The organism is Parafrankia sp. FMc2 (assembly GCF_041008525.1).
GTDB lineage: Bacteria > Actinomycetota > Actinomycetes > Frankiales > Frankiaceae > Parafrankia.
Window position 1 is genome coordinate 25,659 of record NZ_JBFLUG010000067.1, and the last position, 17,563, is coordinate 43,221.

The 17,563-nt window shown below is 71.8% G+C and carries 13 protein-coding genes; 8 read left to right on the forward strand and 5 right to left on the reverse strand.

The genetic code is table 11. The annotated features are described in order from the left end of the window. Nucleotides 1-30: 30 nt before the first annotated feature. On the reverse strand, nucleotides 31-2,088 hold the full coding sequence (locus AB1460_RS21720) for an NAD(+) synthase (RefSeq protein WP_368963676.1): 2,058 nt from the start codon (nucleotides 2,086-2,088) through the stop codon (nucleotides 31-33). A gap of 480 nt (nucleotides 2,089-2,568) precedes the next feature. On the opposite strand from AB1460_RS21720, the gene AB1460_RS21725 reads away from it, so the two are divergent. Further along, nucleotides 2,569-3,870 carry a glycoside hydrolase family 5 protein gene (locus AB1460_RS21725; protein ID WP_368963677.1) on the forward strand — a complete coding sequence of 434 codons (1,302 nt, stop codon included), beginning with the start codon at nucleotides 2,569-2,571 and terminating at the stop codon, nucleotides 3,868-3,870. Nucleotides 3,871-4,273: 403 nt separating this feature from the next. Continuing rightward, complete coding sequence (locus AB1460_RS21730; protein WP_368963678.1) at nucleotides 4,274-5,815, forward strand: alpha/beta hydrolase domain-containing protein; 1,542 nt, start codon at nucleotides 4,274-4,276, stop codon at nucleotides 5,813-5,815. 96 nt (nucleotides 5,816-5,911) lie between these two features. Here AB1460_RS21730 and AB1460_RS21735 read toward each other — a convergent pair whose 3' ends face one another. Continuing rightward, nucleotides 5,912-7,645: an ABC transporter ATP-binding protein gene (locus AB1460_RS21735; RefSeq protein WP_368963680.1), complete on the reverse strand. Its 1,734-nt coding sequence runs from the start codon at nucleotides 7,643-7,645 to the stop codon at nucleotides 5,912-5,914. Continuing rightward, nucleotides 7,642-9,555, reverse strand: a complete 1,914-nt coding sequence (locus AB1460_RS21740; RefSeq protein WP_368963681.1) for an ABC transporter ATP-binding protein/permease — start codon at nucleotides 9,553-9,555, stop codon at nucleotides 7,642-7,644. The genes AB1460_RS21735 and AB1460_RS21740 overlap by 4 nt, the downstream gene beginning before the upstream one ends. A gap of 105 nt (nucleotides 9,556-9,660) precedes the next feature. On the opposite strand from AB1460_RS21740, the gene AB1460_RS21745 reads away from it, so the two are divergent. Beyond that, on the forward strand, nucleotides 9,661-10,263 hold the full coding sequence (locus tag AB1460_RS21745) for a TetR/AcrR family transcriptional regulator (RefSeq protein WP_368963682.1): 603 nt from the start codon (nucleotides 9,661-9,663) through the stop codon (nucleotides 10,261-10,263). Nucleotides 10,264-10,293: 30 nt separating this feature from the next. On the opposite strand, the gene mscL is transcribed toward AB1460_RS21745, so the two are convergent. Then, on the reverse strand, nucleotides 10,294-10,821 hold the full coding sequence (gene mscL, locus AB1460_RS21750) for a large conductance mechanosensitive channel protein MscL (RefSeq protein ID WP_368963684.1): 528 nt from the start codon (nucleotides 10,819-10,821) through the stop codon (nucleotides 10,294-10,296). Between the two features lie 232 nt (nucleotides 10,822-11,053). Between mscL and AB1460_RS21755 the strand changes: the two genes are divergently transcribed. The 3 genes from AB1460_RS21755 to AB1460_RS21765 all read left to right on the forward strand — a co-directional run bounded on the left by AB1460_RS21755 (nucleotide 11,054) and on the right by AB1460_RS21765 (nucleotide 13,409). Next, a complete protein-coding gene (locus AB1460_RS21755) occupies nucleotides 11,054-11,332 on the forward strand; it encodes a hypothetical protein (protein WP_368963686.1) in 279 nt (92 codons plus the stop codon). A gap of 158 nt (nucleotides 11,333-11,490) precedes the next feature. Then, nucleotides 11,491-12,858: a PQQ-dependent sugar dehydrogenase gene (locus tag AB1460_RS21760; protein ID WP_368963688.1), complete on the forward strand. Its 1,368-nt coding sequence runs from the start codon at nucleotides 11,491-11,493 to the stop codon at nucleotides 12,856-12,858. Between the two features lie 143 nt (nucleotides 12,859-13,001). Beyond that, nucleotides 13,002-13,409, forward strand: coding sequence for a hypothetical protein (locus AB1460_RS21765; protein ID WP_368963690.1), 408 nt, complete (start codon nucleotides 13,002-13,004; stop codon nucleotides 13,407-13,409). A gap of 92 nt (nucleotides 13,410-13,501) precedes the next feature. Here the strand turns inward: AB1460_RS21765 and AB1460_RS21770 are convergent, their stop codons facing one another. Continuing rightward, nucleotides 13,502-14,779 carry an MFS transporter gene (locus tag AB1460_RS21770; RefSeq protein ID WP_368963692.1) on the reverse strand — a complete coding sequence of 426 codons (1,278 nt, stop codon included), beginning with the start codon at nucleotides 14,777-14,779 and terminating at the stop codon, nucleotides 13,502-13,504. Nucleotides 14,780-15,272: 493 nt separating this feature from the next. Here AB1460_RS21770 and AB1460_RS21775 point away from each other — a divergent pair, with 493 nt between their 5' ends. Together AB1460_RS21775 and AB1460_RS21780 are read left to right on the forward strand one after the other, a co-directional pair. Then, nucleotides 15,273-16,520 carry an ABC transporter substrate-binding protein gene (locus AB1460_RS21775; RefSeq protein WP_368963694.1) on the forward strand — a complete coding sequence of 416 codons (1,248 nt, stop codon included), beginning with the start codon at nucleotides 15,273-15,275 and terminating at the stop codon, nucleotides 16,518-16,520. Beyond that, nucleotides 16,517-17,548: a carbohydrate ABC transporter permease gene (locus AB1460_RS21780; RefSeq protein ID WP_420497333.1), complete on the forward strand. Its 1,032-nt coding sequence runs from the start codon at nucleotides 16,517-16,519 to the stop codon at nucleotides 17,546-17,548. The genes AB1460_RS21775 and AB1460_RS21780 overlap by 4 nt, the downstream gene beginning before the upstream one ends. Nucleotides 17,549-17,563 lie beyond the last annotated feature (15 nt).

The window sequence follows — 17,563 nt, forward strand, 5'->3', positions numbered from 1 at the left end:
GGCGGACCCGGGGGCTCCGGGGGGCGTGCCTCAGACCGCCGGCCCGTTCGCTCTGAGCTCGGCCAGCCACACGGCGGCACTGGCGTCCGACGGTGCGCGCCAGTCCCCTCGGGGTGACAGCGTGCCGCCCGCCGAGACCTTCGGGCCGTTGGGCAGCGCCGAGCGTTTGAACTGCGACAGCTGGAAGAAGCGGGTGAGGAACGCCTCGAGCCAGTGGACGATGGTCGACAGTTCGTAGGCGTGCCGCCCCTCTGCCGGGAAGCCGGCCGGCCAGCGGCCCGCGTCGGCCTCACGCCACGCGTGCCAGGCCAGGAACGCCACCTTCGACGGCGGCAGCCCGTACCGCAGAATGTGGAACAGGAAGAAGTCATGTAGCTCGTACGGCCCGATCCGGTCCTCCGTGCTCTGCATCGCGCCCGTCTCCTCGTCGGCGGGCACCAGCTCCGGCGATATCTCGGTGCCGAGGATCGCGGTCAGCAGGCTGCCGGTGGCCTCGTCGAACTGGCCCGTGGCCACCGTCCACCGGATGAGGTACTGGATCAGCGTCTTCGGTACCCCCGCGTTGACGGCGTAGTGGCTCATCTGGTCGCCGACGCCGTAGGTGCACCAGCCCAGTGCCAACTCGCTGAGATCGCCGGTGCCGACGACGAAACCGCCTCGCTGGTTGGCCAGCCGGAACAGGTAGTCCGTGCGCAGACCGGCCTGCACGTTCTCGAACGTGACGTCGTACACCGGCTCGCCCTGCGCCGCCGGGTGCCCGAGATCCGCGAGCAGTTGGCGGGCGGCGGGACGAATGTCGATCTCCGCCGCCTCGATGCCGAGGGCGCGCATCAGCGCCCAGGCGTTCGCCTTGGTCTCCTGCCCGGTGGCGAAGCCCGGCATGGTGTACCCGAGGATCGACGTGCGCGGGACACCGAGCCGGTCGCAGGCCTTCGCCGCGACGATCAGCGCGTGCGTCGAGTCGAGGCCGCCGGAGACACCGATCACCATCGTGGCACCGCCGGTCGCCTGAAAGCGTCGCGCGAGGCCGTGCACCTGGATGTTGAAGGCCTCGTAGCAGTCGAGGTCGAGACGCTCGCGGGTGTCGGGTACGAACGGGAACCGGCGCTGGGAGCGCCGCAGCCCGACATCCCGCCGGTGTGGCCGGTGCTCGAACCGGACTGTCCGGAAGTGACGCTCCGGGCGGTCATGGGCAACGGCGCTGTCGTTGAACGTCCCGGTCCGCATCCGCTCGAGCCGCACGCGGGCGAGGTCGACGTCGGTGACGAGAAGCTGGGCGTCCTCGGTGAACCGTTCCGACTGGGCGAGCAGGTCACCGAGCTCGTGGACGGTACCCTGCCCGTCCCAGGCGAGGTCGGTGGTGCTCTCCCCGGTGCCGGCAGCCGAATAGACGTACACCGCCATCGCGCGTGCCGACTGGGCCGCGGAGAGGTGGGCGCGGTCGGCGGACTTGCCCACGACGATGTTCGACGCCGACAGGTTGGCGAGCAGCGTGGCGCCGGCCAGCGCCGCGTAGGAGGACGGCGGGATCGGCGCCCAGTAGTCCTCACAGATCTCGACACCGACCACGAGCTCCGGCAGGTCCGTCGCGGCGAAGATCAGGTCGGTGCCGAAGGGCGCCGTCTGCCCGGCGATCGTGACGTCCTGGCCGGTGACGCCGGCTCCCGGCGCGAACCACCGCTTCTCGTAGTACTCGCGATAGTTGGGCAGAAACGACTTCGGCACCACGCCGAGGACGCGCCCGCGGGAGATCACCAGCGCGGTGTTGTACAACCGTCCCCGGCAACGGACGGGCGCGCCGACCAGCAGGAGGGGGCCGAGGTCGCGGGTGGCCTCGCAGACGGCCGACACCGCCTCCTCCACGCCGTCCAACAGGGCGTCCTGCAGAAGCAGGTCGTCGATCGCGTACGAGGACAGACCCAGTTCGGGATAGACGACCAGATCCACGCCGTCCGCGTCGGCCTGCCGCGCCAGTGCGATCGTCGCCGCGGCGTTGCGCGCGGGGTCGGCCGTCGCGACGACCGGCGTCGCCGCCGCGACCCGGACCAGACCGTGACTGTGGATCGCCCCGAATTCTCCCAGCCGCACAGCGCCTCCTGGATCAATCGACCGGTTGTGCGTGTCTACGAGGCTAGAGTCCGCGGGCCTCGGAGTTCGCCCAGCGGTCGCCACCCCTCGTCGGGAGCGACCAGAGGCAGCATGCCGCCTCGCCCGGCGCCGGCCGGGGGCGCTGCGGCGGAGACCGTCGGCCAGGCCGACCTGACCGGACGCATCGCGTCCCTCGGTGGCGGCACAGGATGTCCCGGCGCTTGTCCGGGCGCCGCTTGTGCGGGTGCGGGCCGGCCGTTCGCTGTCCGGAGGACAGATGTAGTTCGTGGCTTTTCGGAATGGCCGGCAACCCTTTCGACCGTCCCGGCGACAGATTCTGTGGGGCTCGCGCCGGGGGGCGATAAAGCCGACACGGCTCCGGTTGTCTCCGGGACTGTCCACCACCGGTGGGCGGTTCAGGTATCCGGATTCTGTCGGCTGACGTCCGAATAGGTCGACACGTTTTCCGAGGAGCCACAGATGAACCGAACACCGGTTGTTCGACGCGGTCCGGCGGAGCGGCGTCAGCCGATGCTCCGGCGAGCCGGAGTCCTCGGTATCGCCTGCGCCGCGTTGATGGTCGTCGCCGGCTGCACACCCATGGCGGGCGGCGGTGGTTCCGGTCCCACCGCCAGCCCGACCGCGACCACCGCCGGGCCGCAGTCTCCCGGCGGGCCTGTCCCGACGACAGCGCCCGCGGGCTCCTCACCCACCGCGTCCCCGTCGGCGGTGACCACCTCGCTCCCGGCCACCATCACGCCGTCCGCATCCACCTCCAGCCCGGCGCCGGCGACGACCGCGCCGCCGACTGGTCCCGGTGCGGGGACTCCCACCGGTCTGCGGGTTTCCGGCACCTCGATCGTGGATCGCTCGGGGGCGCCGGTGCGACTGCTCGGCGTGAACCGGTCCGGAACCGAATACGCCTGTATCCAGGGCTGGGGGCTGTTCGACGGCCCCAGCGACGACGCCTCCGTGGCGGCCATCGCGTCCTGGAAGGCCAACGCCGTGCGGATCCCGCTGAACGAGACGTGTTGGCTCGGTATCAACGGCGCGCCCGCGCAGTACTCCGGCGCGGTTTACCGGCAGGCGATCGTCGATTTCGTCGGCCGGCTGAACGCTCACGGTATGGCGGCTGTTCTCGACCTGCACTGGGCTGCTCCGGGGACGGAGCATGCGACGGGTCAGCGGCAGATGGCCGACGCCGACCACGCCCCCGACTTCTGGCGGTCGGTCGCGACGACGTTCAGGGGAAACTCATCCGTCCTGTTCGACCTCTACAACGAACCCCACGACATCTCCTGGGCCTGCTGGCGTGACGGCGGCGACTGCGGCATCGGCTACCAGGTGGCCGGTATGCAGGACATGCTCGACGCTGTCCGCAGCACCGGCGCCACGAACATCGTCCTGGCAACCGGCAACGGCTGGGGTGGTGACCTCACCGGCTGGCTGGCGAACAGGCCGACCGACCCGACCGGCAACCTGGCCGCGGGCTGGCACATGTACGACTTCGGCGGATGCGTGACGGTGTCCTGCTTCGACGCCCAGATCGCGCCGGTCTCCGCCGCCGTCCCGCTGGTCGCGGGCGAGTTCGGGGACAGCGACTGCAACCACTCCTTCAGCGACCAGACGATGACCTGGCTCGACGCCCACAGCGACAGCTACCTGGGCTGGGCGTGGAACACCCACGACTGCAGCGGGTTCCCCGCGCTGATCAGGGACTACGCGGGCACACCGACCGCCTACGGCGAAGGCCTGCGCAACCACCTGGCCTCCCTCAGGTAACTCCGCCCACCCGGCGAGCTCCGGCCCCCTGCGTACCGGGTGGGCCGGTGCTCGCCGGTCGCCGGTCGAGGTCGCCCGCGCCTCGGGTCGCCCGCGCCTCGGGTCGGCCGCGCCTCGGGTCGGCCGCGGAGAAATGGCCGAAAAATCCCGCCACACCGCATCTCGCCACGAGAAACCGGTCGCCGGAAAAGCCGCGGCTCGTCGGCGATGTGGGCATTTGTTGACGCGGCTGCCCGCACCACCCGTACCCGAGAAGAAGTGCGGCGGACAGAATTCCGTTGGGCTGCACTGGTTGCCGCACGGCTGGCACCTTGGTGTCGGCGGCGAGGTGAACGGAACGACATCAGATCGCATCGACGTAAGAATGAGAACCTCCTGATCCGAAGAATTCGGAGGAGGTCCGATGAGATGTTCGCGATTACTGGGTGGGCGCGTTACCGCGCTGCTCGCCACCGGGGCATGCGCCGTTTCGGTGCTGGCGGTCTGTGCTCCGTCCGCACACGCGGCCCCGAGGGCGGGCGCCGTCGCGTCCCCGACGATCACCGTGCCGGCGGCCGGTAGCCACGGCTTCCCGTTCCAGGCGGAGGAACCGGCGCTTCTCGCCGCCAAGGGGTACGTGGAGCGTGAGTTCCTGTTCGGCGGCACGGCTACCGCCTACAACAGGAACGGCGCGTTCGGGTCGGATGGCCGCTGGCAGGTGACTCCAGGCACGCAGGCTCCCTACCAGAGCCGCATGCTGGTCCGTTATCCGGCGGACCCGGCGAAGTTCAACGGGACCGTCCTGGTCGAGTGGTTCAACGTCAGCGGCGGCATCGACGCCCAGGTCGACTGGACGACCATGCGCGACGAGATCCTGCGCTCCGGCTACGCCTATGTCGGAGTCTCCGCCCAGCAGCTCGGCATCAACGCGGTGGGAGAATACCCCGGCCTCAAAGCGTGGGACCAGGCCCGCTACGGAACCCTCAACCACCCCGGCGACCAGTACTCGTACGACATCTTCTCGCAGGCGGCGCAGGCACTGCGCACTCCGGACGGCCCGAACCCGCTGGGGACACTGAAGTTCAGGAAACTGCTCGCGGTCGGCGAGTCCCAGTCCGCGATGCGCCTGACGACCTACGTCAACGCGGTGGCTCCGGTGGCCCGGGTGTACGACGGGTATCTCATCCACAGCAACATGGCGGTACCGACGCCGCTGAGCGCCGACCCGCTCGAGAGGATGCCCAACCCGACCCTCATCCGTACCGATCTGAGGGTGCCGACCTTCGTCGTGCTGACCGAGACCGACATGACGCTCCATGTGACAGCCCGGCAGCCGGACTCGGCGACTGTGCACACCTGGGAGCTCGCCGGCACCTCCCATGCCGACCAGTGGCTTCTCACCTCCGGGCAGCCCGTGTACGAGCGCATGTTCGGCAAACCCGTGCCGCCCCGGGATTGCGGGGCGAACACGGCACCGATCAACGACGGCCCGGCGCACTACTCCCTGAACGCCGCGCTGTCGGCCATGAACCGGTGGATACGCGGTGGGCCCGCACCGGCCACCGGCGCGCTCCTGGCCATGGAGGGCAGCACACCGGTCCGTGACCCCGCAACCGGGCTCGCCCGCGGCGGCATCCGGCTTCCTGACATCACCGTGCCCACCAGGACCCTGTCCGGACAGCGCTATGCCGAGGGCCTGGCGGCCCTGTTCTGCGGACTGTTCGGTGCGACCGACCCCTGGAACGGCGACGCCGACCCCTGGGACAGGCACAACGCGGGCGACCCGTCCAACCCGACCGCGCCGCAGACCGCGGAGCCGGTGCTCAGCCAGCTCTACCCGACCCACGCCGACTATGTGCACAAGGTGCGGGCGGCGGCGTGGACGTCGGTGCTCCGCGGTTTCCTGACGCCCGCGGATGCCAGGACCATCGTCACCGCGGCCAGCAACTCCACCATCGGCGGCTGACCAGGCCAGCGATAGCTGGAACCCGGCCTGCGACGGCGGGCCGCCGGCACACCCGCCGGCGGTCCACCGTCGAGGGCCGCCGCCCGGCCGCGGTGTTCACCCGTGCCGGGCCGCGGGAACGCCGCCCGCGGGCAGGTCCGCGTCCGGCCCCTGCTCGACGACGGTCCCCTCGCGCAGGACGACGACGCGGTCAGCCGCGCGGATCGTGGCCGGTCGATGCGCGATCACGATCGTGGTGCGGCCGTGGCGGACGGTGCGCAGCGCTGCCTGCAGCGCGCGCTCGTTCTCCGCGTCGAGGTTCGAGGCGGCTTCGTCGAGTATCAGGATCGGGGTGTCGCGCAGCAGCGCCCGGGCGATGCCGAGGCGCTGCCGCTCGCCGCCCGAGAGCCGGGCGCCGTTCTCACCGACGTGGGTGGCGTAGCCCTCCGGGAGTGCGGCGACGAACGTGTGGGCGCTGGCGGCGCGGGCGGCCGCGACGAGGTCGTCGTCGGTGGCGTCGGGCGCGCCCAGCCGCAGGTTGTCCGCGACCGAGGCGTCGAAGAGGTGCACGTCCTGCGGCACGACGCCCACCAGGCGGCGCAGGTCCTCGAGGCGGTGGTCACGCAGGTCGTGCCCACCGATCGTGATCGAGCCCGCGTCGACGTCCCAGTGACGCAGGAGCAGGTTGGCGCAGGTCGACTTCCCCGCCCCGGACGGGCCGACGAGGGCGACCATCTCGCCTGGCCGCACCGTGAACGTGACGTCACGGAGCACCGGACGGTCCACCTCGTAGCCGAACGCGACGCCGTCGAAGGTGACCGAGCTGTCCGCGGCTGTCGGGGAGACCACGGCCGTGTCGGCGACCACCGCGGGCTGTTCGATCAGCGCGAGGACCCGGTGGGCGCTCGCCCGCAGCGGCGCGAGCGAGGCCGCGATCGCCGTGGACTCGACCACCGGACGCAGTGCCCCGGCGACGAGCATGACCGCGAGTGCGCCGGTCGCGAGGGTCATCCCGCCGCTCCCGGTGCCGGCGGCGGCGGTGACCACGATCATCAGCGTCAGGATCACCGTCGCCGCGACGAGCAGGTCGGTCACCGCGCTCTGGGCACCCTCGGCGCGGGCCTGCCGGCGTTGGAGGCTGATGTACCGGCGGGTGCTCGCCGCGACGCGGTCCGACCAGGAGTCCACCCGGCGGGCGAGCAGCAGCTCGGTCATGCCGCGCACGCCGTCCACGACGTCGGCGTTGAGCACCCCGAGCGATGCGCGCAGGTCGGCGGCCCGCGCGTCCGCCCACCGAGCGAACAGCGCGGGCAGGACCGCGACCGTGAGCACACCGCCGGCGAACACGATCGCGACCAGGGGGTTGATCGTCGCGAGGGCGACGATCGAGGCCACCGAGACCAGCGCGGCGGCGAACGCCGTCGGGGCGAGATGGGCGAAGAACTGTTCCAGGAGCTCGACGTCGGCCATGGTGACCGCGGCGACCTCGCCGGTGCGGCGACCCTGCAGCCGGTGCGGGGTGGAGCGCTCGAGACCGTCGTACACCCCCAGCCGCAGCCCGGCCTGGTGGCGCCAGGCGAACGCATGGGCGTAGTGCAGGTTCACCCACTGACCGGTGGCCGCCGCGACGAACCCGGCGAGCAGGGCGAGGCCACCGGCCCGCAGATCGGCGGCGGATCGGCCGTCACCGGCGGCGCCGACCACCCACCCGCCGGCCGCGGCCGCGACCACCGCCCCGGCGTACTGGGCGACCGCGCCGATCAGGGTGACGGCGTAGAGCCCGCGGTTGCCGGCCCGCCGCAGCACGTCGAGGAGCGGGCGGTGTGAGCTCGACCGGAACGAGGGGTTCATGCGGCGGCCTCCTGAGCGGTGACGAGGCGGTGGTAGGCGCCCCGCGCGGCGAGCAGAGCGGTGTGGTCGCCCTCCTCGACGATGCGGCCGTCCGCCATGACGATGATCCGGTCGACGTCGCGCACTGTTGACAACCGGTGCGCGATGACCAGCGTGGTGCGGCCGGCCGCGAGGGCCTCGAGCGTGGTGTGGATCGCTGCCTCCGTCGCGGCGTCGACGCTCGCGGTGGCCTCGTCGAGGATGAGAACCGGGGCGTCGGCGAGCAGCGCCCGGGCGATCGCGAGGCGTTGGCGCTGCCCGCCGGACAACCGCCCGCCCGCCTCGCCGATGACGGTGTCGAAGCCGGCGGGCAGCTCGCTGACGAACGCGTCGGCGCCGGCGGCGGCCGTGGCCCGGCCGAGGTCGGCCTCGCTCGCATCCGGCCTGGTGAGCAGCAGGTTCTCGCGGACCGTCCCGTTGAACAGGTGGGTGCGCTGGGACACCATCGCCACCTGCGACCGCACCTGGTCGACCGGCAGCGTGCGGATGTCGACGTCGCCGATGCACACGCGCCCTGCTTGGGCCGGGCCAGCGGTGCCCGGCGTCGACGCCCGCGGGCCAGCGGTCTCGGGCGCCCGCGGTTCGGCCGTCCGCGGTTCGGCCGTCCGCGGTTCGGGCGTCTGGGGGACGGGCGTCTGCGGGGCGGCTGCCTGCGGTTCGGCCCTCGGTCGGTCGGGGTCGGCGAAGCGGACGAGGAGGCTGGCCAGTGTTGACTTGCCCGCGCCCGAGGCGCCCACGATCGCGACGCGCTCGCCGGGCTCGATCCGCAGCGACACGTTGCGCAACGACGGAGTCCGCGCCCCGGGATAGGTGAACGTGACGTTCTCGAACGCGACCGTCGGTGCGGCCTTGGGTGCGGGGCTCGGGCCTGGGGGAGTGGTGCCGTCCGGGGCGGTGGGTGTGGTGCCGGGCCGGAGGTCGGGCGCTGGCGCCTCAAGGGCGAACAGCGCGTCGAGGCGGCGGGCGGCGCCGCCGGCGTCGTAGGTGGTGTGGAACGACTCGGCGAGTACCGCGATGGGCCGCAGCGCCTCGGCGGACAGGACCAGGGCGAGGAAGGCCGCGTGCACCGCCAGGCCCCCGTCGGCGAGCCTGGATCCGGCAGCCCACGCGACGGCCGCCATACCTCCGACGATCGAGGCTGTGAAGATCGCGCCCGCGATCAGCGCCACCGCCATCTCGCGGACCCACGTGGCGATGAGACGCTGGCCGAGGACGTCCAGCTCGTCGCGCCGGCGCCGGCTGGCCCCGAACACCTTGAGGGTCGCCATCCCCTGCATCGTGTCGAGTACCGCCGATCCCAGCGCGATTGTCGCGGTCATCCGCTCGTCGCTGCGGTCGCCGATCACGCCGAGCCACAGCTGGGGTCCGGTCACCGCGGCGATCGCGAAGGCCAGCACGACCAGGCCCAGCCAGCCATCGGTCACCGCGAGTGCGACCACGGCGATCAGCGGTGTGCCGATGCCGGCCACGAGCGCGGGGATGTATCGGCTGAAGTAGCCCTCGAGGGCTTCGACGCTGTCAACGAGGGTCGCCGTGACGTCGCCGGCCCGGTCGCCCGCGAGGTGGACCGGGCCGAGTTCGGCGACCTTGGCGAACCCCCGCTCACGGATGGCGATCTTCGTCGCGCCGGCCGTGCGCGCCCGCGTCTCCTCGGCGGCGAACAGCAGGGCCGCCCGCGCCACGACCAGGCCGAGGATCCAGCCGAAGCGGCCCGCCTGTTCGGCGACCCCGTCGCCACGCAGGATCGCGACCAGGACGTCGGCGAGCAGGAACGCCTGGGCGATGTAGGTCGCCCCCACCGCCAGCCGGATGGCCGTGGTCGCAGCGGTGAGGGCGCCAGCGCCCCGGGCGTACCGCAGGATTCCCGCCACGGTCGCACCTCCTCGGTCCGATGTCGCCGAGCTGTCGTCCCGGCGCTCCGACTGTGACCGACTGATGGTCAGTCAGTCAAGCTGCGGCCATGAGAAGATGACGGTGTGCCCCGCACCAAGCCGCCGGACGAACGCCGCAACGACCTCCTCGACGCAGCCGAGGAGGCGTTCCTGGAACGGGGGATCGGTGCGACCACGGTCGACGAGGTGGTGGCCCGCGCGGGCGTGGCGAAAGGCACCTTCTACCTGTACTTCCGCTCTCGCGACGAGCTGATCGCCGCTGTGCAGCGCCGCTACGGCGACGCGTTCTCCGCACAGCTGGCGGAGGCGATCGCGAAGGCGGACAGCTGGACCGAGAAGATCGACAGTGCGGTCCGTGCCTGCTTCCACGACTTCACCCACGCGAAGGACCTGCACGACGTCCTGTTCGCGTCCGTGACCAAGACGGAGAACGACGAGTTCGTCGACACGTTCGCCGACCTCGTCCACACGATTCGCGAGCTGCTGACGGCGGGTGTGGAGGCCGGGGCCTACCGGGTCGACGACATCTCGACCACCGCGCTGCTCCTGTTCAACTGCATGCACGGCGCGTTCGACGCCGTCTGGCAGGCCGACGAGTACCGGGACGAGAGCCGCATCGTCCTCGCCACCCAGACGCTGTTCCGCCGGGCGCTCGGCCTCCCCGACCCCGAACCCGCCCGTACCTGATGGCGGCGGGGAGTTGGCAGAGCGCGGGGCTCAGGTCGACTGCTCGTGCTCGCCGGCGACGACGGCACCGGCCTGGGTGCCCTGGCTGGGCAACCGGCTGGTGTCGCCGGCCAGCAGGTCCCGGATCTCGGTGAGCAGCCGGGCCTCGTCACTGATCGCGGGTTCCGCCTCGGGTTCCGGGTGCCCGCGCCGGCGCAGCTCGTTCGCCTTGGCGATCGGCAGGACGACGATGAAGTAGACGGTCGCCGCGACGATCAGAAACGTGAACAGGGCGTTGAGGAACAGGCCGTACCGGAAGACGCTGTTGTTGATGGTGAACTGCAGGCCGGCGAAGTCCGGCTTGCCACCGATCGCAGCGATCAGCGGGGTGAGCACGTTGTCGACCAGGGCCTTCACGACCGCGGTGAAGGCGGTGCCGATGACGACCGCCACCGCGAGGTCGACGATGTTGCCCCGCATGAGGAACTGCTTGAACCCGGTGAGGCCGGGCCGGATGATGCGGGTGGTCGGCTCGACGACCCCTTGGCCGCGGTCGACGAACCTCCTGAGACCGAACACGGGCGCTCCCTGACCTCCCGAGGGGACATTCCGGCGGGGCAGGACCTCGGCGGACGCCGCGGTCGGTGCCGAGTCCGGTTATCTCCGGCGAAGCGGTATCTAACCGCTCGGTGGCAGCTGTCGCCCGCGAGAGCCCGACCACCTGCCGAACGGGACGGGCGCCGGTGCGACCCCGATCTCCGATCTTCGTTCGACGGGGTGTTGACCTCGGCCGCGCTTGAGGTTCTGGACGGTGACGAATCCGCAGCGAGAGTCCGCGGCGGCGTACGCCCCCTCGGCCCTGATGGGCGCGTACGAGCACGCGTTCAACGCGAACGACGCGCGGGCGATGAACGACCTGTTCGCGGACGTGGCTGTGGCCCACTCACGGCAACGTTCCCTCGCGGCGGATGGCACCCTTGTCGAGACTGACGCGGACCCGATGGAAGCGATGTTCACCGTCGTTCTCACGATGAACGGCGGGCCTTGGCGGATCCGAGTCGGTCAGAACACTCCCGCCACCTGTCCGTAAGGCGCCGTTCCCACCCGCCCGGTGCAGCCCACCGGCGCCCGGCCTCGACTCCGACGCAGGCATCCGAAGGGGGGTCCCAGGGGAATCTCCCAAGGGTCGGATGGCGGCTCTAGCGTAGTCAGCGGCTGGCTGCCGTCAGCCCCGTCAAAGGAGTCTGCATGACGATCGGGCGCCTTCCGGTGCTGGCGGTGGCTGTCGCGTTTCTTGCGGCGGCCTGCGGGTCGGACTCGTCTCCTCCCGCTCCGAGCACTGGCAGTGAGGTGGGTGTGGCGGCCCCTTCCGTCGCCGCGTCGGGGCTGGAGTCAGTGACCCTCGCCGTCCCGGCGGGGATGGGCGCCGCGCCGCTGGACACGCAGCGGCAGGCGCTTGTGCCCCCCGGCTGGACACTGTCCGTGTTCGCCCGGGTCCCCTCGGCCCGGCATGCCGCCTGGGCCCCGGACGGCACCCTGCTCGTCTCCGTGCCGGAGAACGGCACCGTCGTCCGGCTGGTGCCCGACGGGCGAGGCACCGCGGCCGTGTCCGCGCTGCTGACCGGACTGAACCAGCCGCACGGCCTCGCGTTCGCTGACTCGACCCTGTACGTCGCACAGAGCGACCGCGTGGACGCCTACACCTACGCGGAAGGACAGGCCACGACCCCGCGTCCGGTGGTGACGGACCTGCCCAACGCCCGCAGCCCAGACCTGCGCGGAAGATATGCCCACGCGCTGAAAAGCGTCGCCGTCGGCCAGGACGGATCGGTCTACGTCTCCGTCGGCTCGACCGGCAACATCAGCGTCGATGATCTGACGGCGACACCGCCGCGGGCCTCGATCCTGCGGGTGCCACCGGGCGGCGGGCCACCGGAGCCGTTCGCCGTGGGCGTCCGCAACGGCACCGCTCTCGGCGTCGCGCCCGACGGGGCGGTCTGGACCGCGGTCAACAACCGGGACAACATCCCGTTCCCGTACGACCGCCCCTACGGCGACGACTCGGGATCAGCGCAGGGGCGAGTGATCGACGAGTATGTCCGGGACCATCCGGTGGAGCCCTTCGCGAAACTCACTCCCGGGCGGAACCTGGGCTGGCCCTACTGCAACCCCGACGCCGACGTCGACCCCGGTGTCCGCGGTTCGCGTCAGGACTTCTCGGAAGTGCCGTTCGTCCGTGACATCCAGCTGAACCCGGACGGCCAGCTGCTCGACTGCGCGGCACTCCCGCCGGTCGAGCAGGCACTGCCCGGCCACTCCGCACCGCTCGGTCTGTCCTTCGTCGACGGGGATCTTCCGGGCGACTACGCCTCGGGTGCACTGGTGGGCGTACACGGCTCGTGGAACGCGTCGCCGCCGCGGGCCCCGGAGGTGTCGTTCTTCCCCTGGCGCGACGGCGACCTGGGTGGGCAGCAGACCCTGGTAGGCGGATTCCAGGCCGCGGACGGCTCCCGTTGGGGCCGCCCGGTGGCCGCGATCGCAGGACCCGACCGGGCGGTCTACATCACCGACGACGCCGCCGGCGCCGTGTACCGGCTTGCACCCCCCGCACGCTGAACGAGCCGCGGTGCGTTTCCTCGGTGAACGCCGGTGAACGCCGATGAGCGCCGATGAGCGCGACAGCAGCGCGCAGGGGCACCGGACGGGGAAATGGCATCCGACGGGGAGACGTCGTTCACCGCACCGCCTACGATGTTCGCATGAACCCCTTGCGCCGAATTCTGCTCGGCGCGGGTCAGCTGCCCGCGCCGTTGCGCGACGAGCTCGAGGCAGAAAAGCTGGTTCTGTTGGCGGAGGGCCTGCCCGGGTCGATCACCTATCGTCATTATCGGGCGCCCGGGCAGCGGTCCAACTGGCGGAAGGAGGCCGTGACCGGCGCGATTGCGGTGACCGCCATCCGTCTTGTGGTCTGGGCCGGGCGGGGAAAGCACATTGACGTGCCACTCTCGGGGGCGTTTCTGGCCGCGATCGAGGTCGGTCTCGAATCCCCGGACCAGGTGCGGTTCGCCTACGACGCCGGGAAGTTCAGCCCGGTCAGGTCCGGCGCCGTGGAGGTGCGGCTACGGACTCCCCGGGCCGCCGACGTCGTCGCACTGCTCGCGCCGTAGCGGCGGCCTGACGGCGGCCTGACGGCGGCGTCGCGGTGGCCGCGTCCGGTCCGCGGCCACCGCGCGCCCAGCTCGCGGGCCATGGCAGCCTGTCACCGCGGGCGGTCGGTGCCTCTGGTGAACAGGGCGACGCACAGCACGAGAAGTGGCCCGCAGACCAGCAGCCCGGCCTCGGGCCCGACCAGCGTCCACAGCCCGCCGGCGGTGATCGTCGCGACGACCCGGCCGGCGCTCTGCAGCCCGGCGAGCGCGCCGAACACCGCCCGGTGTGTCTCCGGTGGGGTGAGCCGCCCGGCGCCGGTGTACTCGGCCGCGTCGACCGCGCCGGCGGCCGTGCCGGCGAGCAGGAAGCAGATGGTCATCGTGGTCAGGTCGCCTTCGCCGGCGAAGGCGAAACCGGCGTAGGCGCCGAGCAGGAGGGCCGCGCCGGTCGCGATCACCCGGCCGGCCCCGAAACGGTCGGCGAGCCGGCCGCCCCACACGGCCGCGGCGGCGGAGGAAAGGTGGAACAGGCCGTAGAGCACGGCTACTGCCTGGAGCTGGCTGAGTCGTCCGGCGCCGTCGGGCAGCAGTTTGGTGGCGCGCAGCAGCAGAAGCACGGCCGCGATGTTGGACGCCTCGTAGCAGGTGATGCCGAGCGTGAGCCGGCGCAGAGCGGGCTGGCGCAGCAGCGTGAGCTCGGGCCGGGTCTGGGCCGCGGCACCGTGGTCGAGTGCGTTCCGCCCGCTCAGCGTGCCGTGCGCGCTCACCGCGATCGCGGCGACCACCGGGACCAGCGCGAGCAGGATCACTGTGCGCACCTCGACGAAGGCCAGCAGCAGCGCTGCCGCGAGCGCGCCGAAGGCGGCGCCGAGGGCTCCCACAGAACGCTCGAAGCCGAGCCGGGCGCCGAGCTGGTCCGGGGCGGAGGTCGAGCTCGCCACCTCCAGCAGCGGTGGGGTGCCCAGCCCGCGGGCCACCCACGATCCCGACCGGCACGCCCCGGCCTGCCACACGGCGTTGCTGCCGGCCAGGAAGGCGGCGGCCAGCGCAAGCCCGGCGTTCCCGGCAATGGCGAACGGCCCGCGCAGCCCGGGCCGGCGGTCGGCGAGCTTCGTCGCGCCGGCACGGGCCGCGGTACCGCCGGCGCGGCCCGCCGCCTCGATACCGGCGAGCGCGATCGGCGCGGCTCCCAGGGTTCCGGCGATGAACGGTGCGACGACCGCCGTCGTGCTCTCCAGCCCGACGGCGGAGAACAGCAGCGGTAGCCGCGCGTGGGTGAGCGAGGCCGGGCCCTGCCCTGCCGCAGCGGCGGGCGGGCCTGCTGCGGGGGCGGCGGGAGGCTTGTTGTCTGCGCGGCCTCGCGGCGCGGCGGGAGGCGAAACCGACACGCCGGGATCGTACGGCGCTTTCCGTCGGCGGGGGACGGGTCCTGCCTTGTCGGCCACCTGACGGGACTCCGGCGGACCCGGGGCGCCACCGGCCGGCTGCCCGCGGCGCGGGCCCTCCCGACAGCCGGTCCGGTCCGTCCGACAACGTGCGCCGCCGGCCGACGGCGTCCCGACATGGGCTTCCGTGCGATCCGCACAATGCGGCGGGAAGTATGCCTCCCGGAATGCTCCCAGGACGGCACGTTTACGTCGTCATGTGCCCGGGAATGGCCGAGCCACCGCAGGTCGGCCGACCTGCGGATGCGACCTGCGGATGCACGGTCCGGGGCCGACGTGATGCGACTGTCGGTGCGGTGGCCGGGCGCCGTCCGGCTTTGCGTGTGTGCTGTCCACGAGTCGCTTTCGGCGGCTCGATGTGGGGTGGTGAAAACGGCCTATGGGAATCAGAAAAGCCCGTCGAAAGCGCCGGCGCGGTCGGTCCGCGGTGGTCGGGGTGGGAGCGCTGCTCCTGGCGGCGGTGCTGGCCCTGGGCGCCTGCGGCGGTTCCGGCGCGGGTGGCGGCGCCGGCCCCGTGCGGCTGACCTGGTACGTCTACAACGAGTCGTCCGGTGCGTTCGCGAAGGCGGCCGCGGACTGCTCGGCCGGGTCGGACGGGCGGTACACGATCGGCGTGAACGTGCTGCCGAACGATTCGGACGGGCAGCGCCAGCAGCTGGTGCGGCGGCTCGCCGCCGAGGACTCGTCGATGGACATCCTCGCGCTGGACGTGACCTGGACCGCCGAGTTCGCCGAAGCCGGCTGGGCGATGCCGTTCCCGGCGGCGCAGGCGCGGACGCTCACCGACGGGATGCTGCCGGCCGCGGTGGAGACCGGCACCTGGGAGGAGCAGCTCTACGCGGTGCCGTTGAACACCAACGCCCAGCTCCTGTGGTACCGCAAGGACCTGGTTCCGCAGCCGCCGCGCACCTGGGACGAGATGCTGACGGCGGCCCGGCGGCTGGCGGAGGAGGGCAAACCGCACTACGTCGAGGTGCAGGGCGCGCAGTACGAGGGCTACACCGTGCTGTTCAACTCGCTGGTGGCCTCGGCCGGCGGACAGATCCTCAACGACGACGGCACCGAGGTGGAGCTCGGCGCACCGGCGGAGCGGGCCGTCGAGGCGATCCGGGCGCTGGCGGATTCGCCGGCCGCCGACCCGTCCTGGTCGAACCAGCGGGAGGACGACAACAGGCTCGCCTTCGAGACGGGTTCGGCCGCCTTCCAGCTGAACTATCCGTTCATCTATCCCTCGGCACGGCAGAACAACCCGGAGCTGGCGGAGCAGATCGGCTGGACGCAGTGGCCGACGCTGGTGCCCGGGCAGCCGTCGCACAGCACGATCGGCGGCTACAACCTGGCGGTCGGCGCCCACAGCCGCCACCAGGCCGAGGCGGCCGACGCGATCGCGTGCATCACCGGCCGGGACAACCAGATCCGCAACGCGATCGACGGCGGGCTTCCGCCGACCCTCGAGGACCTGTACACCGACCAGCGCTTCATCGACGGGGGCTACCCGTTCGCGGCGGCCATCTACACGGCGCTGCAGAACGCCAGCGTGCGGCCGCAGACGCCGGCCTACCAGAGCGTGTCGCTGCAGATCGCGCACACGCTCTCCCCGCCGTCCTCGGCGAGTACCGGCAGGCTCTCGCAGCTGCGCGGGGCGATCGCCGACGCCCTCGAGTCGAAGGGACTGGTGCCGTGACCGTGGCTGTGGACGGAGCGGAGCGCGGCAACGGGCGCGGTCCGAACGAGGCGGAGAGCCAGGGAGACGAGGCGACGAGGTGGGGGAAGCGGGGGAGAACGCCGCTGTCGGCGCGGGCACGGGCCGAACGCCGGCTCGGCTGGGCGTTGTGCGCGCCGGCGGTCATCGTCATCCTGGCCGTGACCGCCTATCCCGTCGGGTACGCGGTCTACCTGTCGCTGCAGCGCTATGACCTGCGGTTTCCCGCCGACTCCGAGTTCGTCGGGCTGGCGAACTACGGAACGGTGCTGTCCTCGTCGCTGTGGTGGCAGGCCCTCGCGGTGACGGCGGTCATCACCGTCATCTCGGTGGCGATCCAGTTCGTGCTCGGGCTGGCGCTCGCACTGGCGATGCACCGGGCGATGATCGGCCGCGGCCTGATCCGGACGGTGATCCTGATCCCGTACGGCATCGTGACCGTGGTCGCCGCCTTCGGCTGGCGGTACGCGTGGACGCCGGACACCGGCTACCTGTCCGGTCTGTTCGGGGACGCCGCCCCGCTGACCGAACAGGTCCAGGGCATCGGCGTGATCGTGCTGGCGGAGGTGTGGAAGACGACGCCGTTCATGGCGCTGCTGCTGCTCGCCGGGCTGGCGCTCGTCCCGGAGGACCTGCTGCGGGCGGCGAAGGTGGACGGGGCGACCGCCTGGCAGCGGCTGATCCGGGTGATCCTGCCGTTGATGAAACCGGCGATCCTGGTCGCGCTGCTGTTCCGGGTCCTGGACGCCTTCCGCATCTTCGACAGCATCTACGTGCTGACCGCCGGGGCGTACGACACCCGGTCGGTGTCGATTCTCGGCTACGACAACCTGTTCACGGCGCTGAACCTGGGCGTCGGCTCCTCGTTGTCGGTGCTCATCTTCCTCGTCGTCGCGCTCGTGGCGTTCGTGTTCGTCAGGGGATTCGGAGCCGCCGCGCCTGGCTGTACCTTATACTCATCTCCGATCCCACGAGACCAGAGAGGATATCGTATGCATTCTTCTGTCTGAAAAAAAAACCAAAAC